The sequence below is a fragment of the Enterobacter sp. ENT02 genome, from assembly GCF_019219165.1.
Classification (GTDB): Bacteria; Pseudomonadota; Gammaproteobacteria; order Enterobacterales; family Enterobacteriaceae; genus Enterobacter; species Enterobacter mori.
On sequence record NZ_JAHUWD010000004.1, the window covers coordinates 216,050 to 241,767 of the forward strand.

Here is a 25,718-nt window from a genome sequence, read left to right on the forward strand (position 1 = left end):
TGTTATGAAAAAAGCGGCTAATCATAGCTCAGCGCAACGCATTTGAGAATGCTGGATTTTTGGCACGGCCTCGAGCGTCCAGTGGGCGACGGCCAGATCCAGCAGTTCGTCTATACGCAAATCCTGCCATTCGTTGGTTACATTTTGGTTGAGAAACCGCAGCGCGTCGATCAAAACAGGGCGCGGATCGCCGCCTGGCAGGGCGGGCGCGTGGTTCTGCTTGGAGAGCTTAATGCCCCGCGCATTGACCGCCAGCGGCAGGTGGATGTAATCCGGCGCTGTCCAGCCAAACTGATGATAAAGCGATATTTGCCGCACCGTCGGTTCAACCAGATCCGCCCCGCGCACAATTTCCGTTACGCCCTGGAAATGATCGTCCACCACCACCGCCAGGTTATAGGCGAACAGGCCGTCGCGGCGGTGGATGATGAAATCTTCACTGGCAAGACGTTTGTTGGCGTAGATTTCGCCGGAGAGTAAATCGGTAAAGTGCGTCACCGGGGAACGCTGCCGTATACGCACGGCGGCATTTTCAGGACCGTTGTTCAACGTGCGGCAGTGGCCGTCATAGACGCCACCCACGCTTTGAATACGCGCGCGGGTGCAGGTGCAGTAATAGGACAGCCCTTGTTCATAGAGCCACGCCAGACGTTCCCGATAGGCATCATGACGTTGTGACTGCCACAGTACATCGTCGTCCCAGTGAAGACCGTAATGTTCCAGCTGACGCAGAATCGTTTCTGCTGCACCGGGAACTTCACGCGGAGGATCAATATCTTCAATGCGGACGAGCCATTTGCCCTGGCGGGCACGAGCTTGCAGGTAGCTGCCGAGCGCGGCAATTAATGAGCCGAAGTGTAATTCGCCGGAAGGAGATGGCGCGAAGCGCCCAATATAGTGTGATTCAGACATATCAACAGTAACAAGGCGGGAGAGACTCCCGCCTTTGCAGTAGTTAGAGGGTTGGCATTAGCCAGCCATCTGTTTTTCGCGGATTTCGGCCAGCGTTTTACAGTCGATACACAGATCGGCGGTTGGACGCGCTTCCAGGCGACGAATGCCGATTTCAACACCGCAGGATTCGCAGTAGCCAAAATCTTCGTCTTCGACTTTTTTCAGCGTTTTCTCGATCTTTTTGATCAGTTTGCGTTCGCGGTCACGGTTACGCAGTTCGAGGCTGAACTCTTCTTCCTGAGCGGCACGGTCTACCGGATCCGGGAAGTTTGCAGCTTCATCCTGCATATGTGTAACGGTGCGATCGACTTCATCCCTGAGTTGATTACGCCATGCTTCAAGAATACGCTTGAAGTGCGACAGCTGGGCTTCGTTCATATACTCTTCGCCCGGTTTCTCTTGATACGGCTCCACCCCAGCGATGGCGAGAATACTCAGGGACGATGTTTTACGGTTTTGCCCTTCTTGCATGTTGCTTCTCCTTAACACGCACTATCGATCCCCGTGTTGGGGGAAAAATCAGGTCGCTATAAATAGCAGATGCTTTTCCGTATGGCAATTATCTAAACGTAACACTTGACAAGCCTGTGAGGAAAAGCGTATTTGCGCACGCGGCCAGAACACATAATAGTCAATCGTCTATTCCCTTATAAGACAATGGGAAGAGAGGATCTCAGAGTCATATTATCGGCAGAAAGTTCCGCTTTATAAGCGAAAACCTCCACCCCCTGCTTTTGTGCCTCATTCAACAATTGCGCGTATTTAGGATCGATATGGCGGGCGGGGGAGAATCGTTCAATGGCTGAATGCAAAACCGCAAACAGCAACACGGCGCGTTTGCCCGCCGCCGCTACACTCATTAGCTCTCGCAGATGTTTCTGGCCACGTAGCGTTACCGCATCTGGAAAGTAGCCATTTTCCTGTTCCGCTAACGTCACTGATTTTACTTCAATATAGCACTCAGGCCGCTCTTCCGCCTGGAGCATAAAGTCAATTCTGCTGCCTTCATCGCCATACTTCACTTCGCTTTTTTGCAGGCTATAGCCTGTCAGTTCAGGGAGGGCATTATTTGTCAGCGCTTCCTTCACTAATTGGTTTGCACGCAATGTATTGACACATATAAACGCCCCGTTTTGCGTCTCGGTCATTTCCCAGGTATGGGGATACTTGCGTTTAGTATTTTCTGATGTGGAATACCAGACCCTGTCACCCGGCGTCGCACAACCGGTCATCGCACCGGTGTTGGGGCAGTGCAGGGTGAGCTGTTCACCTTCGGGTGTGATCACGTCGGCGAGAAAGCGTTTGTAGCGCTGGATCAGCGTGGCGTGCTGTAGAGCAGGACTAAACTTCATCGGATTTCCTTAGTGCGTCACCCAACGACCAGCGCTGTAGCGGCATGTAGCGGGTGCGTCCTTGTGCAAAGACAGATTCATAAAGCGCAAATTCGGTCACCGGAAAGGCCCAGTGAAAGCCCGGTGGCGGAATGGCAACGGCCTGACCGGCATCGCGCAGCAACGTGATATGTGGATGAAACGGCTGCGGGCTTTGGTAACAGCCGCTGCGTGCCGCCTGGGCGCGCAGCATATTTGCCAGCTGTAACAACCCGCGCGGCGGCTGGCGCGTGCCCAGCCAGACCACGCGTGAGCGTAGCCACTGACCGGCATCGTCGAGGTGCAGCGTAAACCCCGGCTGGGAAATGCGTCCGGCAATCGCCGTTAACGCGCGCTGTTTATCCGCGCTTACCTCACCCAGAAAGGCCAGCGTCAGGTGCATATTCGCCGCCGCAACAGGACGACCCGCCTCCGAAGGGAAATGTTCCGCGCGCCAGCGGACGATTTGCCGCTGAAGCGTGGCGGGAAGTTCAATGGCGAAAAACAGTCGTTTCGACTCAGACATACGGAGGACTCGGTAATGATATGCGCCGATGCTACAATGTACGCCGACTAATGTTAACCCTCTGGAGCTGTTAGTGTCCTCATTGCCGGTCGCCGCCGTCCTTCCTGAGCTTCTCGCTGCCCTAAACGATGCCCCGCAGGTTTTGCTGAATGCCCCAACGGGGGCGGGTAAATCCACCTGGCTGCCGCTGCAAATCCTCAAAGAGGGGAATATTCGCGGGAAAATAATCCTGCTGGAGCCGCGCAGGCTGGCGGCGCGTAACGTGGCGCAGCGTCTGGCCGAACTGCTTAATGAAAAACCGGGCGAGACGGTAGGTTACCGGATGCGTGCAGAAACCTGCGTCGGTCCCGCAACGCGCCTTGAAGTGGTGACCGAGGGTATCCTCACCCGTATGCTGCAAAACGATCCTGAGCTGACGGGGATCGGGCTGGTGATCCTGGATGAATTCCACGAGCGCAGCCTGCAGGCGGATTTAGCGCTGGCGCTGCTGCTGGACGTGCAGGAGGGGCTGCGCGACGATCTTCGGCTGCTGATTATGTCCGCAACGCTGGATAACGAGCGGCTGCAGCAGGCATTGCCCGACGCCCCTGTCATCAGCTCAGAAGGACGCGCATTTCCGGTTGAACGTCGCTATCAGGCGCTTCCCGCCCATCAGCGCTTTGATGAGGCCGTCGCTGTTGCGACGGCAGAGCTGCTGCGCCAGGAACCCGGTTCGCTGCTGCTGTTTTTGCCGGGCGTCGGTGAAATCCAGCGCGTGCAGGAGCAGCTTTCCTCCCGCGTTGGCGGCGATGTGCTGCTTTGCCCGCTCTACGGCGCGTTGTCGCTACAGGATCAGCGTAAAGCCATTCTTCCGGCCCCGGCGGGGCAGCGCAAGGTGGTGCTGGCAACCAACATTGCTGAAACCAGTTTGACCATTGAAGGCATTCGTCTGGTGGTGGATAGCGCGCAGGAGAGGGTAGCAAGTTTTGACCCGCGCACCGGGCTAACCAAACTGCTTACGCAGCGCATCAGCCAGGCATCGATGGTGCAGCGTGCGGGCCGTGCGGGGCGTCTTGAGCCGGGCATCTGCCTGCATTTGACGGGCACAGAGCAGGCGGAACGCGCGGCGCAGCAAAGCACGCCGGAAATTTTACAAAGTGATTTATCTGGCCTGGTCCTGGATCTGCTGCTGTGGGGCTGCCCGAACCCTGAACAGCTCACCTGGCTTAATCCTCCGCCTGTCGTGAACCTCACCGCTGCGCGCAATCTGCTGACGCAGCTTGGCGCGCTCGACGGCGAGCGCCTGACGGCGCGCGGCCAGAAAATGGCGACACTGGGCAACGAGCCGCGTCTGGCCGCGATGCTGGTGTCAGCGCAGGGCGACGACGAAATTGCTACGGCGGCAAAACTGGCGGCTATTCTTGAGGAGCCGCCTCGCGGTGGCAGCAGCGATCTGGGGCAGGCGTTTTCGCGCAATCAGGGGAACTGGCAGCAGCGGGCGCAGCAGCTGTGCAAACGCCTGAACAGCCGCGGCGGTTCGCCTGACAGCGCGAGTATTGGCCTCCTGCTGGCACAGGCCTTCCCGGACCGGATCGCCCGCCGTCGCGGGCTGGACGGACGTTATCAGTTGGCGAACGGCATGGGGGCGATGCTGGACAGCGATGACGCCCTGACGCGCCATGAATGGCTGATTGCACCGCTATTACTGCAGGGCAGCCATTCCCCGGACGCGCGTATTTTACAGGCAATTGCCGTTGATATTGACGCCCTGACGCGCAGCTGCCCGCAATTGCTCCAGCAATCCGATATCGTTGAGTGGGATGATAACCAGGGCACGCTTAAGGCGTTTCGTCGTAGCCAGATCGGTAAGCTGACGTTAGGTACAAAGCCGCTGGCGAAGCCGTCGGAAGAAGAACTCCATCAGGCCATGCTGAACGGCATTCGCGAAAAAGGGCTGAGCGTATTGAACTGGACGCCAGAGGCCGAGCAGTACCGTATTCGGCTGCACTGTGCCGCACGCTGGCTGCCGGAGTATGGCTGGCCGACGGTTGATGATGAGACGCTGCTGGCTTCCCTGGAAGATTGGCTGCTGCCGCAAATGAGCGGCGTACATTCGCTCAGAGCGCTGAAAGCGCTCGATGTTAAGGCCGCGTTACAGAATTTACTGGACTGGTCATTACGTCAACGTCTGGATAGTGAACTGCCTGGGCATTACACTGTGCCGACCGGAAGCCGGATTGCCATTCGCTATCACGAGGATAATCCTCCGGCGCTGGCGGTAAGGATGCAGGAGATGTTTGGGGAGGCCACCACGCCGTCCATCGCGGAAGGGCGCGTTTCTCTGGTGCTCGAACTGCTGTCCCCGGCGCATCGCCCGCTGCAGATCACTCGCGACCTGGGGGCGTTTTGGGCGGGGAGCTACCGTGAAGTGCAAAAAGAGATGAAGGGGCGGTATCCCAAACACGTCTGGCCGGACGACCCGGCAAATACGGCGCCGACGAGGCGGACGAAGAAGTATTCGTGAGTAAGGTTAAAGAGGGGAGTGCGGCCTGGACTGTGTGGCCTGATACCCTCACCCCGGCCCTCTCCCACAGGGAGAGGGAGAAAACCTATTTTGAGAGATTTCTTCTTTCATAGACCTGTGAAAGATAAGAAAATCTGGCCTTTGCGCCTGAATGTTGCGGAGAAAAAGCATGGCGGGGAATGACCGCGAGCCAATAGGACGTAAGGGAAAGCCAACGCGTCCGGCGAAAGAAAAGGTGAGCCGTCGTCGCCTCAGAGATGAGGAGTATGACGATGACTACGAAGACGATTATGAGGATGATGAGCCAATGCCGCGTAAAGGGAAAGGCAAAGGGCGGAAGCCTCGTGGTAAGCGCGGCTGGTTCTGGCTGCTGCTGAAGCTGTTTATTGTTTTTGTGGTGCTGATCGCGATCTACGGCGTGTATCTGGATCAGAAGATCCGCAGCCGTATTGACGGGAAAGTCTGGCAGTTACCTGCGGCAGTCTATGGCCGTATGGTGAACCTTGAGCCGGATATGTCCATCAGCAAGAACGAGATGGTCAAACTGCTGCAGGCGACACAGTATCGTCAGGTCACGAAAATGACCCGCCCGGGCGAGTTTACGGTACAGGCGAAGAGCATTGAGATGATCCGTCGTCCGTTCGACTTCCCGGACAGCAAAGAAGGGCAGGTGCGCGCGCGTCTGACCTTCGACGGCGATCGCCTGGAAACGATCGAGAACATGGATAACGACCGCCAGTTCGGTTTCTTCCGTCTCGATCCACGTTTGATCACCATGCTTTCGTCGGCCAACGGCGAGCAACGTCTGTTCGTGGCGCGTAACGGCTTCCCGGACCTGCTGGTGGATACCCTGCTGGCAACCGAAGACCGTCACTTCTACGAGCACGACGGTATTAGCCTTTACTCGATTGGTCGTGCGGTGCTGGCGAACCTGACCGCCGGACGTACCGTGCAGGGGGCAAGTACCCTGACCCAGCAGCTGGTGAAGAACCTGTTCCTCTCCAGCGAACGCTCCTACTGGCGTAAAGTCAACGAAGCGTATATGGCGGTGCTGATGGATGCCCGTTACAGCAAGGATCGTATCCTTGAGCTGTACATGAACGAGGTGTACCTCGGTCAGAGCGGTGATAACGAAATCCGCGGCTTCCCGCTGGCGAGCCTGTACTACTTTGGCCGTCCGGTGGAAGAGCTGAGCCTTGACCAGCAGGCGCTGCTGGTGGGCATGGTAAAAGGGGCGTCCATCTATAACCCGTGGCGTAACCCGAAACTGGCGCTGGAGCGTCGTAACCTGGTGCTGCGTCTGCTGCAACAACAGCAGGTGATCGACCAGGAACTGTACGACATGCTGAGCGCGCGTCCACTCGGCGTTCAGCCGCGCGGTGGCGTGATCTCCCCGCAGCCTGCGTTTATGCAGATGGTGCGTCAGGAGCTGCAGTCTAAGCTCGGTGATAAGGTGAAAGATCTCTCCGGCGTGAAGATCTTTACCACCTTCGACTCCGTGGCGCAGGACGCGGCAGAAAAAGCGGCCGTTGAGGGCATTCCAGCGCTGAAGAAACAGCGCAAGCTGAGCGATCTGGAAACCGCGATGGTGGTGGTTGACCGTAACACCGGTGAAGTGCGCGCCATGGTAGGCGGCGCTGAGCCGCAGTTTGCGGGTTATAACCGTGCAATGCAGGCGCGTCGTTCAATTGGTTCTCTGGCAAAACCGGCGACCTACCTCACCGCGCTGAGCCAGCCGAACCAGTATCGTCTGAATACCTGGATCGCCGATGCACCGATCTCCCTGCGTCAGCCAAACGGTCAGGTGTGGTCTCCGCAGAACGATGATAAACAGTTCAGCGGTCAGGTAATGTTGGTGGATGCGTTAACGCGTTCCATGAACGTACCAACCGTTAACCTCGGTATGGCGTTGGGCCTGCCTGCTATCACCGATACCTGGCAGAAGCTGGGCGTGCCGAAAGATCAGTTGCATCCGGTGCCAGCGATGATCCTCGGGGCGCTTAACCTGACGCCAATCGAAGTGGCGCAGGCGTTCCAGACCATCGCCAGCGGCGGTAATCGTGCACAGCTTTCTGCGCTGCGCTCGGTGATTGCCGAAGACGGTTCCGTGCTGTATCAGAGCTTCCCGCAGGCGGAGCGTGCTGTTCCGGCGCAGGCGGCGTATATGACGCTGTGGACCATGCAGCAGGTTGTGCAGCGCGGTACCGGACGTCAGCTGGGGGCGAAATACCCGGGTCTGCATCTGGCGGGTAAAACAGGTACCACCAACAACAACGTCGATACCTGGTTTGCCGGTATTGATGGCCGTGAAGTGGTGATCACCTGGGTAGGCCGCGATAACAACCAGCCGACCAAACTGTACGGTGCGAGCGGGGCGATGTCGATTTACCAGCGTTATCTGGCAAATCAGTCTCCGGTGCCGCTGAACCTTGTTGCACCGGAAGATATCGTTGATATGGGCGTTGATGGATCCGGTAACTTTATCTGCGGTGGTGGAATGCGTACGCTGCCGGTCTGGACAACCAATCCAGACTCGCTGTGCCAGCAGAGCCAGCCAGAACAGCCGACGGGCAACCCGTTTGATCAATCTTCTCAACCGCAGCAGCCGCAGCAGCAACAGCCGCAGCAGCAGAATGAGAAGAAGGACAGCGACGGTGTCGCAGGCTGGATTAAAGATATGTTCGGCGGAAACTAACCACGTAAGATCCCCCCGCAAGGGGGGATCTTTTTACCTGCATATTCCATTTTCTTAACCCGCGCTTTCATTCTGTTTAACGCTACGTTTTCTCTTGCTGATTTCTTAAACCCTTAATATGCGTAGGGGCGCGTACTGCTTGCTATGCAGCCAGCGTTTCGCATATTATTCTGCGGTCATAATAATAATTCTCGTTTACGTTATCATTCACCTTTTTCATCAGAGATAAACATGGCGCTTTCCAATACTGCTCAGCCAATTAACACGTCGCTGCGTAAAATCGCAGTCGTCGTAGCCACAGCGGTTGCCGGCATGTCTACTTACGCACATGCGGCCGAAACACCGAAAAAAGAAGAAACCATCACCGTCACTTCCGCACCGGCTGCGCAGGAGAGCCCGTGGGGCCCCGCGCCGACGATTGCGGCAAAACGCACCGCAACGGCAACCAAAACCGATACGCCGATTGAGAAGACCCCGCAGTCTATTTCCGTGGTGACGCGTGAAGAGATGAACATGAAGCAGCCGGGCACGGTTAAACAAGCCCTGGCCTATACGCCAAGTGTTTTTGCGACACGCGGTGCGTCTACCACCTATGACGTGGTTTCTATTCGTGGTTTTACGACCTCCAGTACCGTGAACACCAACCAGTATCTGGACGGTATGAAGCTGCAGGGGGATAACTATTCTGAAGCGTCCATGGATCCGTATTTCCTTGAACGCGTTGAGCTGCTGCGTGGTCCTACTTCCGTCCTGTACGGCAAAAGCCACCCGGGCGGCGTCGTCAGCATGGTCAGCAAGCGCCCGACCACCGAGCCGCTGAAAGAAATTCAGTTCAAAATGGGCACCGATAACCTGTGGCAAACCGGGTTTGATTTCAGCGATGCGATTGACGATGACGGCGTGTGGGCATACCGTCTGACCGGTCTGGGGCGCAGTGAAAATGCGCAGCAGGAAATGGTGAAGTCTACACGCTACGCGATTGCGCCTTCCTTCAGCTGGCGTCCTGATGATAAAACCGATTTTACTTTCCTGAGCAACTTCCAGAGCGATCCGGATGCGGGCTATTACGGCTGGCTGCCGCGGGAAGGCACCGTTGTGCCTTACTACGACGCCAACGGCAACGCGCATAAACTGCCGACTGATTTCAATGAAGGCGAGGAAGATAACAAGATCTCCCGTCGTCAGAAGATGGTGGGGTATAGCTTCTCGCATCAATTCGACGACACGTTCACCGTGCGTCAAAATCTGCGCTACAGCAAAATCAATACCCTTTACCGCTCTGTCTACGGCAATGGCTATATCGCCCCGGCACAAATCAGCCGCGCCTATGTCCGTTCTGATGAAAATCTGAATTCTTTCACGGTTGATACCCAGCTTCAGTCCAAATTTGCGACCGGCGCAGTTGATCATACCCTGTTAACAGGTGTCGATTATCTCCGCATGCGTAATGACATTAACGCTGACTATGGCACCGCTGATCCTATCAGCATGACGAAGCCTGATTATGGTAATCCGAATGTCGATGTTTACTACCTGTATCAGATGCTTAACCGTCAGGAGCAAACGGGCCTGTATGCTCAGGATCAGGCAGAATGGGATAAGTGGGTGCTCACGATGGGTGGCCGCTATGACTTTGCAAAAACGTCAGCCCTGAATCGCGCTAGCGGAACCACCGCGGAAATTAACGACCAGGCATTCACCTGGCGCGGGGGAATCAACTACCTGTTCGACAACGGTATCACGCCGTACTTTAGCTATAGCGAATCTTTCGAACCGATTTCGGGAACGACCCAGGACGGTAAGCCGTTCGATCCGGCTCGCGGCAAGCAGTACGAAGCGGGCGTGAAGTATGTCCCGAAAGACCTGCCTGTTGTTGTCACTGCAGCGGTGTACCAGCTGACCAAGAATAACAACCTGACCGCCGATCCTGCGAACCCGACCAGCGGCTTTAGCGTGCAGGGAGGAGAAATCCGTTCCCGTGGTTTCGAACTGGAAGCGAAAGCGGCCGTGTCTGCCAACGTGAACGTGACGGCATCCTACAGCTACACCGATGCGGAATATACGCACGATACCTGGTATGAAGGACGTCGCCCGGCGGAAGTACCACGCAATATGGCCTCTCTGTGGGCGGATTATACCTTCCACGAAACGGCGCTGAGCGGTCTGACTGTCGGTGCGGGCACCCGTTATATCGGCAATACAGTGTCCTACTACTCCGCCGCCTCACCGAAAGCCTACGAGTCGTTTAACGTTGCGGGTTACGCGCTGGCGGATGCGACGGTGAAATACGATCTGGCGCGCTTCGGAATGCCGGGCTCTTCAGTCGGCGTCAACGTGAACAACATCTTTGACCGCGAGTATGTTTCCAGCTGCTACAGCGAATATGCATGCTACTGGGGAGCTGGACGTCAGGTTGTTGCCACCGCGACCTTCCGCTTCTAATCTCTCTTTGGGCACGGTTCGCCGTGCCCTTTTTATTTAAGTTGGCTGATATGCAGGATAATCAAACGCAATCCGACACCACCTTTTCGCTCAGTAATCTCTCTTTTCGCGTACCCGGGCGCACCCTGCTGCATCCGCTCTCACTGACCTTTCCTGCTGGTAAAGTCACTGGCCTGATTGGTCACAATGGCTCGGGTAAGTCCACGTTGCTTAAGATGCTTGGACGCCACCAGTCGCCTTCGGAAGGCGATATTCTGCTGGACGGTCAGCCGCTGGAGAGCTGGAACAGCAAGGCTTTTGCCCGCAAGGTGGCGTATCTGCCGCAGCAGCTGCCGCAGGCAGAAGGGATGACGGTGCGTGAGCTGGTGGCGATTGGTCGTTATCCGTGGCACGGGGCGCTTGGTCGCTTCGGCGTAGCCGACAGAGAGAAAGTGGAAGAGGCGAATGCGCTGGTTGGATTAAAGCCGCTGGCGCACCGTCTGGTGGATAGCCTGTCCGGCGGTGAGCGTCAGCGCGCATGGATTGCGATGCTGGTGGCGCAGGACAGCCGTTGCCTGCTGCTCGACGAACCGACCTCTGCACTGGATATTGCCCACCAGGTCGACGTTCTGGCGCTGGTGCATCGTTTAAGCCAGCAGCGTGGGCTGACGGTGATTGCGGTACTGCATGATATCAACATGGCAGCGCGCTACTGCGATTACCTTGTGGCCTTACGCGGCGGAGAGATGATCGCTCAGGGAACGCCGTCTGAGCTGATGTGTAGCGAAACGCTGGAAACCATTTACGGTATTCCGATGGGGATTTTGCCTCACCCAGCCGGGGCTGCACCGGTGAGCTTCGTCTACTGATGCTGGATTCAATCTCAATGAGCCGTCGTCGCCTGCTGATGGCGATGGCGCTGTCACCGCTGCTGTTAAAAATGAATACCGCCCGGGCCACCGCGATAGATCCACATCGGATTGTGGCGCTGGAATGGCTGCCGGTCGAGCTGATGATGGCGCTCGGCGTCACGCCGTATGGCGTGGCGGATATTCCTAACTATAACCTCTGGGTGAACGAGCCGAAGCTGCCGGATTCCGTCATCGACATCGGCCTGCGAACGGAGCCAAACCTCGAACTGCTTACCCAGATGAAACCGTCGTTTCTGTTCTGGTCAGCGGGCTACGGTCCGTCAGAAGAGACCATGGCGCGCATTGCGCCAGGACGCGGGTTCTCTTTCAGCGACGGTAAAAAACCGCTGACTATGGCAAAAAATTCCATTAACGAGATGGCGCATTTCCTCAATCGCGAGGCGGAGGCCAAAAAACACCTCGACGAATTTGATGCCCTGATTGACTCTCTGAAGCCGCGCTTTGCTCACCGGGGCGACCGTCCTCTACTGATGGTGACGCTGCTGGATGCCCGGCATATGCTGGTCTTCGGTAATAACTGCCTGTTCCAGGAAGTGCTCGACAGCTTCGGTATTCGCAACGCCTGGGAAGGGGAGATGACCTTCTGGGGGAGCACCGCCGTTGGCATTGATCGCCTTGCTGCATTTCGCGATGTGGACGTGCTGTGCTTCGATCACGGCAACGAGCGCGAAATGCAAACCCTGATGGCGACCCCGCTCTGGCAGGCGATGCCGTTCGTACGCGAGAAACGTTTCCTGCGCGCGCCAGCGGTGTGGTTCTACGGCGCGACGCTGTCGGCGATGCATTTTGCCCGCGTGCTGGACAACGCGATGGGAGGCAAGGCATGAGTACGCGTATTGCCCGTTTCCCGGCGCTTCTACTGGCGCTGCTTTTCCTCGTCGCGATGGCGTTGACCTGGTTCAACCTCTCGACCGCGTTACCGCGTGAACAGTGGAACGCTGCCTTTACCGCGCCGGATATCGACAATATTCAGCAAATGCTGTTCCACTACAGCCTGCTGCCGCGTCTGGCGATCTCCCTTTTAGTCGGCGCTGGTTTAGGGCTGGTGGGCGTGCTGTTCCAGCAGGTTTTACGTAACCCGCTGGCCGAACCGACCACGCTGGGGGTCGCAACCGGCGCACAGCTTGGGATCACCATTACCACGCTGTGGGCGCTACCGGGAGCATTAACCTCGCAGTTTGCAGCACTCGCGGGGGCATGCGTGGTGGGCGCGCTGGTCTTTGGCGTGGCGTGGGGTAAACGTCTTTCACCGGTCACGCTGATCCTCGCGGGTCTGGTGGTCAGCCTCTACTGCGGGGCGATCAACCAACTGCTGGTGCTGTTCCATCACGACCAGTTGCAAAGCATGTTCATGTGGAGTACCGGGACGCTCACCCAGACCGACTGGAGCATCGTGCAGCGCCTGTGGCCACAGTTGATTGGCGGCGTGGTGCTGACGCTGCTGCTGCTACGTCCGCTGACCCTAATGGGGCTGGACGACGGCGTGGCGCGCAACCTGGGTCTTGCCCTGTCACTGGCGCGTCTGGGCGCGCTGACGCTGGCGATTGTGCTAAGTGCTTTGCTGGTAAACGCGGTCGGCATCATCGGGTTTATCGGCCTGTTTGCGCCGCTACTGGCGAAAATGCTCGGGGCGCGTCGTTTGCTGACGCGTCTGATGCTGGCGCCACTGATTGGGGCGCTGATCCTCTGGCTTTCCGATCAAATGATTCTCTGGCTGGCGCGAGTCTGGATGGAAGTGTCTACCGGGTCGGTGACCGCACTCGTCGGTGCGCCGCTGCTGCTGTGGCTGCTGCCGCGCCTGCGCAGCATGAGCGCGCCCGCCATGGATGCGGGTGATAAGGTCCATGCTGAACGGCAGTCGGTCCTGTGGTTTAGCCTGGCGGGACTGGCGGTGCTGATCATTGCCTCGTTCGCGGCGCTCTCCTTCGGACGCGATGCCTCGGGTTGGCATTGGGCAACGGGTGATTTACTCAACGAACTGCTGCAGTGGCGCTGGCCACGTATCTTCGCTGCGCTGATCGCAGGCGTGATGCTGGCGGTAGCGGGGTGCATTATTCAACGTCTCACCGGCAACCCGATGGCAAGCCCGGAAGTCCTGGGTATCAGTTCTGGCGCGGCGTTTGGCGTGGTGCTGATGCTGTTCTTCGTGCCGGGCAATGCGTTTGGCTGGCTACTGCCTGCCGGCAGTATCGGTGCGGCGGTCACGCTGATGATTATCCTGATTGCTGCCGGTCGCGGCGGATTTTCACCTCACCGTATGCTGCTGGCCGGGATGGCGCTGAGCACCGCCTTCACGATGCTGCTGATGATGCTGCAGGCCAGCGGCGATCCGCGTATGGCGAAGATCCTGACATGGATTTCTGGCTCAACCTACAATGCCACCGGCAGTCAGGTTGTCTGGTCTGGGATCGTCATGATCGCGCTGCTGGCGGTAGTTCCGCTGTGCCGTCGCTGGATGACCATCCTGCCGCTTGGCGGTGAAACCGCGCGTGCGGTGGGGATGGCGCTGACGCCAGCGCGCGTGGCGCTGCTGCTGCTGGCTGCGTGCCTGACGGCGACGGCAACCATGACGATTGGACCGCTGAGTTTTGTGGGGTTAATGGCGCCACATATTGCCAGAATGATGGGCTTCCGCCGGACGATGCCGCATATCGTGATGTCGGCCCTGACGGGCGGGGTGATGCTGGTGTTCGCGGACTGGTGCGGAAGAATGGTGCTGTTCCCGTATCAGATCCCTGCGGGGCTGCTGTCGACCTTTATCGGTGCGCCGTACTTTATTTATCTGTTGAGAAAGCAGAGCCGGTAGTCAGGTGCGGCCTGATGCCCTCTCCCACGGGGAGAGGGAGAACATCGTAGGCCGGGTAAGCGTTAGCGCCACCCGGCAATGCCCTTAAAGCTTCGCAAACACCTTACGCGCTGCGTCGATGGTGTTGTTGATATCTTCTTCACTGTGCGCCACGGACATAAAGCCTGCTTCGAACGCTGATGGTGCCAGGTACACGCCCTCATCCAGCATCAGGTGGAAGAAGCGCTTGAAGCGTTCAACGTCGCACTTCACCACGTCCTGATAGCAGGTCACAGTTTTCGCCTCGGTGAAGAAAATCCCGAACATCCCGCCCACGTGGTTGACCACCAGAGGAATACCGGCCTCTTCTGCCGCTTCCAGCAGACCGTTTGCCAGCTGCGTGGTACGGTCGGTCAGGGTTTCGTGAATACCCGGCTGAGCCACTTCGGTCAGGCAGGCGAAACCCGCTGCCATCGCGATGGGGTTGCCCGAGAGCGTTCCCGCCTGGTAAACCGGACCGGTTGGTGCCAGCGCTTCCATGACGTCTTTACGACCACCGAATGCCCCGACCGGCATGCCGCCGCCGATGATTTTGCCGAGGCAGGTGAGGTCTGGCTCAACGCCGTAGTAAGACTGGGCACCCGCCAGCGCCACGCGAAAGCCGGTCATCACTTCATCGATGATCAGCAGCGCGCCGAACTCGTCGCACAGGGCGCGCAGGCCCGGCAGGAAGTCTGGCTGCGGTGGGATGCAGTTCATGTTGCCCGCAACCGGCTCAACGATGATGCAGGCGATCTCCTGCGGATACTGCTCGAACGCCGCGCGAACGGTGTCCAGATCGTTGTAGGTACAGGTCAGGGTATGCTTAGCGAAATCGGCCGGTACGCCCGGCGAGTTTGGCTGGCCGAGCGTCAGCGCGCCAGAGCCCGCTTTCACCAGCAGACAGTCGGCGTGGCCGTGGTAGCAACCTTCGAATTTGATGATTTTATCGCGACCGGTAAAACCTCGCGCCAGACGAATGGCGCTCATGGTGGCTTCGGTGCCGGAGTTCACCATACGTACCATGTCCATGGTGGGCACCAGTTCGGTCACCAGTTCCGCCATTTTGACTTCCATTTCGGTTGGCGCACCAAAGCTCAGGCCGCGCTGGGCCGCTTCAATCACAGCGTTACGAATGGTTGGGTGGTTGTGCCCCAGCACCATCGGGCCCCAGGAGCCGACATAATCGATATAGGCTTTGCCATCGACATCATACAGATACGCGCCGTCAGCACGTTCGATAAACAGCGGCGTGCCGCCCACGCCGGTAAAGGCGCGCACAGGTGAGTTCACGCCACCCGGAATAAGCTCGCGGGCTGCACTGTAGAGGTTTTCAGACTTGCTCATGGCGTCGTTCCTGGTTCGTATAAAATGATTAAGCACACTATTCTAAGTGATTCGGGGATGGTTATGAAATTTTTACCCTGGCAATGCTTTAAGATTTGTTAAGTAATTTTCAGGAGACGGTGGGGCGGTCTCTGGTAAAATCCTGACGGCGATTTGTATGACGAAAAGAACAGGCAATGAAATCAGACTCACCCTCATTTGAAGAACAACAGTTTGCGCGCGCGCGACACCGTATCAGCATCCGACGACTGCTCAACCGCGACAAGACGCCGCTGGCGATTCTGCTGGGCGCTGCCGTGGTGGGAACGCTGGCGGGGCTGGTGGGCGTCGCGTTCGAAAAGGCCGTCAATGGCGTGCTTAACTGGCGTATTGGCACCGTTGCGGGTTATGCCGATCGCGAATGGCTGGTCTGGATCCTGGCGTTTGGTTTATCTGCACTGCTCGCCATGGTGGGCTATTTTCTGGTGCGGAAATTTGCCCCGGAAGCGGGCGGTTCAGGGATCCCGGAAATAGAAGGGGCACTCGAAGAGCTGCGTCCGGTCCGTTGGTGGCGCGTGCTTCCCGTGAAGTTTATCGGTGGGTTAGGCACGCTGGGTGCGGGCATGGTGCTCGGGCGCGAAGGGCCGACCGTACAACTGGGCGGTAATGTTGGCCGTATGGTCAGCGATCTGTTCAGGATGCGCAGTGCTGAAGCCCGCCATACGCTGCTGGCAACCGGTGCCGCCGCAGGGCTTTCCGCCGCGTTTAATGCCCCGCTGGCAGGGATCCTGTTTATTATCGAAGAGATGCGCGCTCAGTTTCGCTATAACCTGATCTCGATAAAAGCGGTGTTTACCGGGGTGATCATGTCGAGTATCGTCTTTCGCCTTTTCAATGGCGAAGGGGCGGTCATCGAGGTCGGGAAGCTCACCAATGCGCCGGTCAATACGTTGTGGCTGTATCTGATCCTCGGCATGATTTTTGGCATTGTTGGTCCGCTGTTTAACAGCCTTATTTTACGTGCTCAGGACATGTTTCAGCGGATCCACGGTGGTAACACGACCAAATGGGTGCTGGTGGGAGGGCTGCTCGGCGGCATGTGTGGGGTTCTGGGCTTTATCGAACCCAACGCGGCAGGTGGCGGTTTTGGGCTTATCCCCATTGCGGCGGCGGGAAATTTCAGCATTGGTCTTTTGCTGTTCATGTTCATCTCGCGGGTGATCACTACCGTGCTCTGCTTCTCCTCCGGCGCGCCTGGCGGCATTTTTGCCCCGATGCTGGCGCTGGGCACGCTGCTGGGAACCGCTTTTGGCATGGCGGCGGCTGTGGGTTTCCCGGCCTATCATCTTGAAGCCGGGACGTTTGCCGTCGCCGGAATGGGGGCACTGCTCGCCGCGTCCCTGCGTGCACCCTTGACCGGGATCGTGCTGGTGCTTGAGATGACGGACAATTACCAGCTCATTTTGCCAATGATCATTACCTGTCTCGGCGCGACACTATTAGCCCAATTCCTGGGTGGAAAACCGCTATACTCCACCATTCTTGCACGGACCCTGGCGAAACAGGAGGCTGAACGGGCCTCAACGCAGAATACTTGAATGAATTACCAGGGTATTAGATAATGAAAAAAAGAATTGGGTGATTTTTACCCAATAGCAGTATGCAGTATTCATGGGAGCATAAGATGAGTGATGACGTAGTAGCTGTACCGCTCGAATTTACCGAAGCAGCAGCCAAAAAAGTGAAAGTCCTGATTGCCGATGAAGACAATCCGGAACTGAAACTCCGTGTTTATATTACCGGTGGTGGCTGCAGCGGCTTCCAGTATGGTTTTACCTTTGACGACCAGGTGAACGAGGGCGATATGACCATCGAGAAGCAGGGCGTCGCGCTGGTGGTTGACCCGATGAGCCTGCAATACCTGGTCGGTGGTTCGGTTGATTACACCGAAGGTCTGGAAGGTTCGCGCTTTGTGGTGACCAACCCGAACGCGACAAGCACCTGTGGGTGTGGTTCGTCGTTCAGTATTTAAGAGGGTGCGAGCTGATGCTCTCACCCCGGCCCTCTCCCACAGTGAGAGGGAGAAAAGACGAAAAACGGTAACCTTGCGGTTACCGTTTTGCGTTTACCTGTCATCCAGCGCAAACGTCGGCAGTTTCAGGTGCCAGCGTATCGCCGCTAAACGTATCACCAGCGTCACGACCATGCCCAGCATCGCGGCATTTTCCAGCGGGACCGCAAAGGTGTAATACGCGGTGGCGTGAACAATTCCCCCTACAATACAGGCCGTCGCGTAAATTTCAGTACGCAGGATCATCGGCACTTCACGCGCCAGAATGTCGCGAATGATCCCGCCGCCCACGCCGGTTAATACACCCATGCAGATCGCCACCATCGGACCGGTACCCGCATTAAACGCCTTATTAACGCCAATACCGACAAACACGGCGAGGCCGACGGCATCCAGCACCGGTAATATCCATTTGGGTAATCTTCGGGGTTGACGAACCAGTACAATGGTCAACATGCAGGTGACCATCGCCACCACCAGGTCGGTGGGATCTTTTACCCAAAATACCGGGCCATTCGCCAGCGCCATATCGCGGATTGTTCCGCCGCCCACGGCGGTCACAACGCCCAGCACCAGCACGCCAAACGGATCCATGCGCAGTTTTCCGGCGAGTAAAACACCGGAGATAGCAAAAACGGCTGTGCCAAGAATATCCAGCCAATACACGAGCATCGTTAAATCCTCGAAAAGTATTTATCTATGTTAGTGACTCTCTGCCAGCGCGGCACAGAGTTGTTTTGCGGCGAGGATAATACGCGGGCTGGCGCGTTCAAACCAGTCACCGTTGAGCGGGATCACTGGAATTTTAAGCTGGCTTTGCCAGAATTGTTCAACTTTAGGAATATCGCTCGCATTTCCGACCACGACGATAGCCTGCGGCTGGCGAGCAAGCACCTGTTCACGGCTGACCTGAGGCCACGGTACCCGGCTGGCTGCAAAGATATTTTCGCCGCCGCAGATTTCCAGCACCTGATTCTGAATCGAACCTTTTCCGGTGGTGAACAACGGCTGGCTACCAAATTGCAGAAAGATGCGTTTTTTGGCGGGGGTGTTGTACCGGGATTTCAGCGCCGCATAGTCGCTGAGCATCTGTTTCGCAGCGTCCTCGGCTTTTTTGGGCGTGGGGCTAAAAGGGGCCAGATCGCGCAGCGTCTGGGCGATTTGCTCAATACTGACTGCGTCCACCCACATGACCTTAATACCCAGTGAGGTCAGTTGGTTGACCTGCCGCTCGGCATTGCCGCCACGCCAGGCCAGCACGAGGTCAGGCTTAAGCGCCACAATGCGCTCGAGATTCATTCCTTGCCAGGTCGCGACCTGCTCAATGCTGGCGGCCTGGGGGGGATTATTCGAAAAGCTACTCACGCCCACAGGGGTGATCCCGGCAGCAAAGGCCAGTTCGGTATTCGCGGGGGAGAGAGTAATCACACGCGGCATGGCGAAAAGCCATGCCGGTGCGAGAAGAAGCAGGGCGGCCAGCGCCCTGACGGTATGTTTAGCCACGAGCCAGTTTCTGCACCAGACGCTCCACCATCACGGTGGACTGTTTTGCCGCCACAACAAGGAACTCGTCAAAGCTAATGTGGGACTGCTGGTCTGCCACGTCAGAGATCGCGCGAACCACCACAAACGGTACGCTAAAGTTATGGCAAACATGAGCAATCGCGGTTGCTTCCATCTCAACGGCAACCGCCTGCGGGAAGTTATGGCGGATTTTCGCCAGGCCCACGGAGCCGTTAATGAACGCATCACCGCTGACAATCAGGCCGCGTACCGCGTTGAGGTTGAGTTCTGCGATGCAGCTTTCTGCCGCGGCAATCAGGTTGTCGTCGGCTTTAAACCCGGCCGGGCAACCTGGAAGCTGACCATATTCGTAGCCGAAGGCGGTCACGTCGGCATCGTGGTAACGTGCTTCGTCGGAAACAACGATATCACCCACTTTCAGCGTCGGTGCCAGACCGCCCGCAGAGCCAGTGTTAACGATCACGTCCGGCTTGCAGCGTTCGAGCAGCAGGGTCGCACCCAGCGCAGCCGCAACTTTACCGATGCCAGATTTCAGCAGAGCCACGTCAACACCGTTCAGCTGGCCGGTGTAGATCTCACAACCACCAAGAGAGAGAGTCTGACGGTTCTCAATTTTGTCACGCAGCAGCGTAACTTCTTCTTCCATTGCACCAATAATGCCGATTTTCATAGATTTACTCGCGATGTGCCTTGTTAAGATGCATAGTCTATCATGCGGTTAAGGGGAAACGCATTCTCACGCGGGGGAGCACATGTCACCAATCGATTTTCGCACCAAAATTAACTGGCACCGACGTTTCCGTTCGCCGCAGGGCGAAAAGAGCGAACATGAGATCCTGCGTATCTTCGAGAGCGATCGCGGGAGGATCATTAACTCGCCCGCTATCCGGCGCTTGCAGCAAAAGACCCAGGTGTTCCCGCTGGAGCGTAACGCCGCGGTGCGCACGCGCTTAACCCACTCCATGGAAGTTCAGCAGGTTGGGCGCTACATTGCCAAAGAGATTTTGAGCCGCCTGAAAGAGCAGCGGCTGCTGGAAACTTATGGTCTGGATGAACTGACCGGGCCGTTTGAAAGCATCGTTGAGATGGCCTGCCTGATGCATGACATCGGCAACCCGCCCTTCGGCCATTTCGGCGAGGCGGCAATCAACGACTGGTTTAAGCAGCGGCTTTTCCCTTTGGACGCGAAAAGCCAGCCGCTGAGCGACGATCGCTGCGTGGTGAGGGATTTACGCCTGCGTGAGGGTGAAGAGGGCCTTAACGATCTGCGTCGCAAAGTCCGTCAGGATCTCTGCCATTTTGAAGGTAACGCGCAGGGGATCCGCCTGGTGCACTCCCTGATGCGCATGAATCTGACGTGGGCGCAGGTGGGCTGCATACTCAAATACACGCGCCCGGCCTGGTGGATGGGAGAAACGCCTGACACGCACAGCTACCTGATGAAAAAGCCGGGCTACTATCTCTCCGAAGAGGCTTATATTGAGCGGCTGCGTAAAGAACTTTCATTAACGGCAAAGGGACGTTTCCCATTAACGTGGATTATGGAAGCCGCCGATGACATTTCCTATTGCGTGGCCGACCTGGAAGACGCCGTTGAGAAAAGAATATTCAGCGTCGAGGAGCTTTATCAGCATCTTTATGATGCCTGGGGTAAACATGAAAAAGGGTCGCTGTTTTCTCAGGTCGTCGAAAATGCCTGGGAAAAATCGCGCTCTAATTCCCTCAGCCGCAGTACCGAAGATCAGTTCTTTATGTATTTGCGGGTCAATACATTAAATAAGCTGGTGCCTTACGCGGCGTCGCGCTTTATTGATAATTTGCCGCTGATTTTCAGCGGGGAATTCAATCACGCGCTGCTGGAAGATGACAGCAGTTTCAGTCAACTCCTTGAGCTTTATAAACATGTGGCGATGCGCCATGTGTTCAGCCATCCGGACGTGGAGCAATTAGAGCTGCAGGGATACCGGGTGATCAGTGGGTTACTGGAAATTTATTCCCCGTTGCTTCACTTATCGGTCGATGAATTCAGCGAGCTGGTGGAACACGAGCGCGTGCGGCGAATACCTATCGAATCCCGGCTTTATCAGAAACTTTCTACCCGTCATCGTCTGGCGTATGTCGAAGCGATTGGTAAGCTGGCGCGCCACTCTCCTGAATGGCCGGTAATGGAATATTATTATCGCTGTCGCCTTATCCAGGACTATATCAGCGGCATGACAGATTTGTATGCCTGGGATGAATACCGCAAGCTCATGGCCGTGGAATAAGCGCTGAGTTTTGTAAAGACGACCAATAAATTTTTACTTTTTCCATAAACTTAATCCCGGAACTAAGCGGTATAAAACGAATCTGAGTTACACAGCAATTTTGCGTTATCTGGTAAATCGAGATTGAGAAACATGAAAAAAACCACATTAGCAATGAGTGCACTGGCTCTGAGTTTAGGTTTAGCGCTGTCTCCTCTGACTGCTACTGCAGCCGAGACCGCGTCGTCGGCAGCAACCGCGCAGCAGATGCCAAGCCTGGCACCGATGCTCGAAAAAGTGATGCCATCGGTGGTGAGTATTAACGTTGAGGGCAGTACGACCGTCAATACGCCGCGTATGCCGCGTAACTTCCAGCAGTTCTTCGGCGACAACTCGCCGTTCTGCCAGGACGGTTCGCCATTCCAGAGTTCACCGTTCTGTCAGGGCGGTGGAGCAGGAGATGACAGCCAGGGCGGCGGCCAGCAGCAGAAATTCATGGCGCTTGGCTCGGGTGTCATCATTGACGCCGCAAAAGGCTACGTGGTAACCAACAACCACGTTGTGGATAACGCCAGCACCATTAAAGTTCAGCTGAGCGACGGTCGTAAATTCGATGCCAAAGTCGTGGGTAAAGATCCGCGCTCCGATATCGCGCTGATCCAGATTCAGGATCCGAAAAACCTGACGGCGATTAAGCTTGCCGATTCCGACGCGCTGCGCGTGGGTGACTACACCGTGGCAATCGGTAACCCGTTTGGTCTGGGCGAAACCGTGACTTCGGGGATCGTCTCTGCGCTGGGTCGTAGCGGCCTGAACGCGGAAAACTACGAAAACTTTATCCAGACGGATGCGGCGATCAACCGCGGTAACTCCGGCGGTGCGCTGGTTAACCTTAACGGTGAACTGATCGGTATCAACACCGCCATTCTGGCACCGGACGGTGGCAACATCGGTATCGGCTTTGCTATCCCGAGCAACATGGTGAAAAACCTGACCGCGCAGATGGTGCAGTATGGCCAGGTGAAACGCGGTGAGCTGGGTATCCTCGGGACTGAGCTGAACTCCGAGCTGGCGAAAGCGATGAAGGTTGACGCCCAGCGCGGGGCATTCGTCAGCCAGGTGATGCCGAATTCCTCTGCGGCGAAGGCGGGCATTAAAGCGGGGGATGTGATCACCTCCCTGAACGGTAAGCCGATCAGCAGCTTTGCCGCCCTGCGTGCCGAAGTAGGCTCGATGCCGATTGGCAGCAAAGTCACCCTCGGCCTGCTGCGCGACGGTAAGCCGGTTAACGTGAGCCTGGAGCTGCAGCAGAGCAGCCAGAATCAGGTGGATTCCAGCACCATCTTCAGCGGGATTGAAGGTGCTGAGATGAGCAATAAAGGCGCAGACAAAGGCGTGGTAGTGAATAACGTGAAAGCGAATTCACCGGCAGCCCGTATCGGCCTGAAAAAAGGTGATGTGATCATGGGCGCTAACCAGCAGCCGGTGAAAAACATCGCTGAACTGCGCAAAATTCTCGACAGCAAGCCTTCCGTGCTGGCGCTGAATATCCAGCGTGGTGATACCTCACTTTATCTGCTGATGCAGTAATCCTCTCAAGCCCCTGTTCGCAGGGGCTTTCTCGTTTCTGTGACTGTTACCACAACTCCATACTTCTCCCTCTCTCTTTGTGCATTCGCACAATGCAGCCGTCGCTGAACTTCCCTATGCTTGAGCTCTGCTCACAGGAGGGTTACATGGCTGGCTGGCATCTTGATACCAAAATGGCGCAGGATATCGTGGCGCGCACCATGCGCATCATTGATACCAATATCAACGTGATGGATGCTCGCGGGCGCATTATCGGCAGCGGCGATCGCGAGCGTATTGGGGAATTGCACGAAGGTGCATTGCTGGTGCTCTCCCAGGGCCGCGTGGTAGATATCGACGATGCGGTAGCAAAACATCTGCATGGCGTACGTCAGGGCATCAATTTGCCGCTGCGCCTTGAAGGTGAGATTGTGGGAGTAATCGGTCTGACCGGCGAGCCGGAGTCGCTGCGTAAATACGGCGAGCTGGTCTGTATGACGGCGGAGATGATGCTGGAGCAGTCGCGCCTGATGCACCTTCTTGCCCAGGACAGCCGCCTGCGCGAAGAGCTGGTCATGAACCTTATACAGGCGGATGAGCATACGCCTGCACTCAGCGAATGGGCGCAGCGGTTGGGGATCGATCTAAACCAGCCGCGCGTGGTGGCGGTGATTGAGGTCGATAGCGGCCAGCTTGGCGTGGACAGCGCCATGGCAGAGCTGCAGCAGCTGCAAAACGCGCTGGCGACGCCGGAACGCAATAACCTGGTGGCGATTGTGTCTCTGACTGAAATGGTGGTGCTTAAACCCGCGCTCAATCAGTTTGGCCGCTGGGATGCAGAAGACCATCGCCGCCGTGTGGATCAGCTGATTGCACGTATGCAGGAGAACGGCCAGTTGCGTTTTCGCGTTGCGCTGGGCAACTACTTTACCGGGCCGGGCAGTATCGCCCGCTCATGGCGGACCGCACGCACCACCATGATGGTGGGTAAACAGCGTATGCCGGAAAGCCGCAGTTATTTCTATCAGGATTTGATGTTGCCGGTGCTGCTCGACAGCCTGCGCGGCGGCTGGCAGGCCAATGAGCTGGCTCGGCCATTAGTGCGCCTGAAAGCCATGGACAACAACGGCCTGCTGCGCCGCACATTGCAGGCCTGGTTCCGTCACAACGTGCAGCCGCTGGCGACCTCGAAGGCGCTGTTTATTCACCGCAATACCCTGGAGTATCGGTTAAACCGGATTTCGGAGCTGACGGGGCTGGATCTGGGGAATTTTGACGACAGGCTGCTGCTGTATGTGGCGCTGCAGCTGGATGAGCAGCGATGATGTTGTTTGCCGGGTGGCGGCTTCGCCTTACCCGGCCTACATGATGGTTTTCTCCCTCTCCCTGTGGGAGAGGGCCGGGGAAAGGGCATCAGGCCGCACCCAACTTATTTGTTGCGAGTTAATTTCTCAAGATCTGCTTCAATCTCGCTGATCTTATTCGTCACAACGCTTTCAAGATGACGCAGATCGTCAAGGATCTTACGCTTGAGATCGACTTCAGTGCGGTCGCGCTGGCAGATCTGATCGAGTTCATCGATCACATAGCGCAGGTTAGGGCTGATTTCCTGTACTTCTTTGTAACCCTGACCGATGCCGTCAGCCACCACGGTTTTGCGCTGGCGTGGATATTTAAACTTCACGCTTTTGGCGAAAAACTCACCTTTGTCCTTGTGAAAATAGATTTTAAGAATATCGTTATTGGCTTCCTGACGGAGGCTGTAACGATCAATTTCATCAGGATTGGTAATGCCCAGACTTTTCAGATTATCGTACATAGCGGTACCCTTGATCTCAACATAACCTTTGAATAATTAACGAAAAAATCTATTTTCGCCACCCTCAGATACAAAAAAAGCGGGGTTGCCCCCGCTTTTTGTTATACCCGATTAATCGATGGTGCGCAGCAACTCGTTGATGCCCACTTTACCGCGGGTTTTCGCATCCACTTTCTTCACGATAACCGCGCAGTACAGGCTGTATTTACCGTCTTTAGACGGCAGGTTGCCGGAAACCACCACAGAACCCGCTGGAACGCGACCGTAGTGAACTTCACCGGTCTCGCGGTCATAAATACGGGTGCTCTGGCCGATGTAAACGCCCATGGAGATCACGGAGCCTTCTTCCACGATCACGCCTTCAACCACTTCGGAACGTGCGCCGATGAAGCAGTTGTCTTCGATGATGGTTGGGTTAGCCTGCAGTGGCTCCAGTACGCCACCGATGCCGACGCCGCCGGACAGGTGAACGTTTTTACCGATTTGCGCGCAAGAGCCGACTGTCGCCCAGGTATCCACCATGGAGCCTTCGTCAACGTAAGCACCGATGTTTACGTAAGATGGCATCAGCACGGTATTGCGTGCGATGAACGCGCCCTGACGCACTGCCGCAGGTGGTACCACGCGGAAGCCTTCTTTCTGGAAGCGCGCTTCGTCGTAGTCAGCGAATTTCATTGGCACTTTATCGAAGTAGCGGCTTTCTGCTCCGTCGATAACCTTGTTATCGTTGATACGGAAAGAGAGCAGCACGGCTTTCTTCAGCCATTGATGAGTGACCCACTGACCGTCGATTTTTTCTGCCACGCGTAATGCGCCGGAATCCAGCAGGGAAATAACCTGGTTTACCGCTTCACGGGTCACGGTATCCACATTTGCCGGAGTGATCTCGGCGCGACGCTCAAAAGCGGACTCAATAACGTTCTGTAACTGCTGCATTG

The 25,718-nt window shown here is 56.6% G+C and carries 21 protein-coding genes; 11 read left to right on the forward strand and 10 right to left on the reverse strand.

The window, feature by feature from the left end; translation table 11 throughout:
* Positions 1-21 precede the first annotated feature (21 nt).
* The 4 genes from gluQRS to thpR form a co-directional block, all read right to left on the reverse strand.
* Complete coding sequence (gluQRS, locus tag KW829_RS15580) at positions 22-912, reverse strand: tRNA glutamyl-Q(34) synthetase GluQRS (protein ID WP_218308569.1); 891 nt, start codon at positions 910-912, stop codon at positions 22-24.
* Between the two features lie 57 nt (positions 913-969).
* Entirely contained in the window at positions 970-1,425 is a 456-nt protein-coding gene (dksA, locus tag KW829_RS15585; protein WP_001155232.1) for an RNA polymerase-binding protein DksA, read from the reverse strand.
* A 176-nt stretch (positions 1,426-1,601) separates the two neighbouring features.
* Complete coding sequence (sfsA, locus tag KW829_RS15590; protein ID WP_100165452.1) at positions 1,602-2,306, reverse strand: DNA/RNA nuclease SfsA; 705 nt, start codon at positions 2,304-2,306, stop codon at positions 1,602-1,604.
* Positions 2,296-2,850 (reverse strand): RNA 2',3'-cyclic phosphodiesterase, encoded by a 555-nt coding sequence (gene thpR / locus KW829_RS15595; RefSeq protein ID WP_218308570.1) that lies wholly within the window; start codon positions 2,848-2,850, stop codon positions 2,296-2,298. Before thpR ends, sfsA begins: the two co-directional genes overlap by 11 nt.
* Before the next feature lie 73 nt (positions 2,851-2,923).
* On the opposite strand from thpR, the gene hrpB reads away from it, so the two are divergent.
* From hrpB to fhuB, 6 genes are all read left to right on the forward strand, one after another.
* Complete coding sequence (gene hrpB, locus KW829_RS15600) at positions 2,924-5,353, forward strand: ATP-dependent helicase HrpB (RefSeq protein ID WP_218308571.1); 2,430 nt, start codon at positions 2,924-2,926, stop codon at positions 5,351-5,353.
* A 169-nt stretch (positions 5,354-5,522) separates the two neighbouring features.
* On the forward strand, positions 5,523-8,048 hold the full coding sequence (gene mrcB / locus KW829_RS15605) for a bifunctional glycosyl transferase/transpeptidase (RefSeq protein WP_218308572.1): 2,526 nt from the start codon (positions 5,523-5,525) through the stop codon (positions 8,046-8,048).
* Positions 8,049-8,279: 231 nt separating this feature from the next.
* Positions 8,280-10,490 (forward strand): ferrichrome porin FhuA, encoded by a 2,211-nt coding sequence (fhuA, locus tag KW829_RS15610; RefSeq protein WP_218308573.1) that lies wholly within the window; start codon positions 8,280-8,282, stop codon positions 10,488-10,490.
* A gap of 50 nt (positions 10,491-10,540) precedes the next feature.
* Positions 10,541-11,338, forward strand: coding sequence for a Fe3+-hydroxamate ABC transporter ATP-binding protein FhuC (fhuC, locus tag KW829_RS15615; RefSeq protein ID WP_218308574.1), 798 nt, complete (start codon positions 10,541-10,543; stop codon positions 11,336-11,338).
* Positions 11,338-12,228, forward strand: coding sequence for a Fe(3+)-hydroxamate ABC transporter substrate-binding protein FhuD (fhuD, locus tag KW829_RS15620; protein ID WP_218308575.1), 891 nt, complete (start codon positions 11,338-11,340; stop codon positions 12,226-12,228). The genes fhuC and fhuD overlap by 1 nt, the downstream gene beginning before the upstream one ends.
* Positions 12,225-14,207, forward strand: coding sequence for a Fe(3+)-hydroxamate ABC transporter permease FhuB (gene fhuB / locus KW829_RS15625; RefSeq protein ID WP_218308576.1), 1,983 nt, complete (start codon positions 12,225-12,227; stop codon positions 14,205-14,207). Before fhuD ends, fhuB begins: the two co-directional genes overlap by 4 nt.
* 84 nt (positions 14,208-14,291) lie before the next feature.
* Here fhuB and hemL read toward each other — a convergent pair whose 3' ends face one another.
* Positions 14,292-15,572 (reverse strand): glutamate-1-semialdehyde 2,1-aminomutase, encoded by a 1,281-nt coding sequence (gene hemL, locus KW829_RS15630; protein ID WP_089599144.1) that lies wholly within the window; start codon positions 15,570-15,572, stop codon positions 14,292-14,294.
* A 176-nt stretch (positions 15,573-15,748) separates the two neighbouring features.
* Between hemL and clcA the strand changes: the two genes are divergently transcribed.
* Both clcA and erpA read left to right on the forward strand, forming a co-directional pair.
* Positions 15,749-17,149 (forward strand): H(+)/Cl(-) exchange transporter ClcA, encoded by a 1,401-nt coding sequence (clcA, locus tag KW829_RS15635; RefSeq protein WP_089599143.1) that lies wholly within the window; start codon positions 15,749-15,751, stop codon positions 17,147-17,149.
* Positions 17,150-17,235: 86 nt separating this feature from the next.
* Positions 17,236-17,583, forward strand: coding sequence for an iron-sulfur cluster insertion protein ErpA (erpA, locus tag KW829_RS15640; protein ID WP_010426752.1), 348 nt, complete (start codon positions 17,236-17,238; stop codon positions 17,581-17,583).
* 93 nt (positions 17,584-17,676) lie between these two features.
* Here erpA and KW829_RS15645 read toward each other — a convergent pair whose 3' ends face one another.
* From KW829_RS15645 to mtnN, 3 genes are read right to left on the reverse strand one after another with little or no spacing between them, the layout of a single operon-like run.
* The gene (locus KW829_RS15645) at positions 17,677-18,294 is read right to left on the reverse strand and encodes a TRIC cation channel family protein (protein WP_089599142.1); all 618 of its coding nucleotides are present in this window, start codon (positions 18,292-18,294) and stop codon (positions 17,677-17,679) included.
* Between the two features lie 30 nt (positions 18,295-18,324).
* Positions 18,325-19,125 carry a vitamin B12 ABC transporter substrate-binding protein BtuF gene (btuF, locus tag KW829_RS15650; protein WP_218308577.1) on the reverse strand — a complete coding sequence of 267 codons (801 nt, stop codon included), beginning with the start codon at positions 19,123-19,125 and terminating at the stop codon, positions 18,325-18,327.
* Positions 19,118-19,816: a 5'-methylthioadenosine/S-adenosylhomocysteine nucleosidase gene (gene mtnN / locus KW829_RS15655; protein WP_010426746.1), complete on the reverse strand. Its 699-nt coding sequence runs from the start codon at positions 19,814-19,816 to the stop codon at positions 19,118-19,120. The genes btuF and mtnN overlap by 8 nt, the downstream gene beginning before the upstream one ends.
* A gap of 82 nt (positions 19,817-19,898) precedes the next feature.
* On the opposite strand from mtnN, the gene dgt reads away from it, so the two are divergent.
* From dgt to KW829_RS15670, 3 genes are all read left to right on the forward strand, one after another.
* Entirely contained in the window at positions 19,899-21,413 is a 1,515-nt protein-coding gene (gene dgt, locus KW829_RS15660) for a dGTPase (protein WP_218308578.1), read from the forward strand.
* A gap of 132 nt (positions 21,414-21,545) precedes the next feature.
* Positions 21,546-22,982, forward strand: coding sequence for a serine endoprotease DegP (gene degP / locus KW829_RS15665; protein WP_010426743.1), 1,437 nt, complete (start codon positions 21,546-21,548; stop codon positions 22,980-22,982).
* A gap of 146 nt (positions 22,983-23,128) precedes the next feature.
* Positions 23,129-24,286: a CdaR family transcriptional regulator gene (locus KW829_RS15670; protein WP_010426741.1), complete on the forward strand. Its 1,158-nt coding sequence runs from the start codon at positions 23,129-23,131 to the stop codon at positions 24,284-24,286.
* Positions 24,287-24,390: 104 nt separating this feature from the next.
* On the opposite strand, the gene KW829_RS15675 is transcribed toward KW829_RS15670, so the two are convergent.
* Entirely contained in the window at positions 24,391-24,780 is a 390-nt protein-coding gene (locus KW829_RS15675) for a DUF3461 family protein (protein ID WP_010426739.1), read from the reverse strand.
* A gap of 111 nt (positions 24,781-24,891) precedes the next feature.
* Positions 24,892-25,716, reverse strand: a complete 825-nt coding sequence (gene dapD, locus KW829_RS15680) for a 2,3,4,5-tetrahydropyridine-2,6-dicarboxylate N-succinyltransferase (RefSeq protein WP_218308579.1) — start codon at positions 25,714-25,716, stop codon at positions 24,892-24,894.
* Positions 25,717-25,718 lie beyond the last annotated feature (2 nt).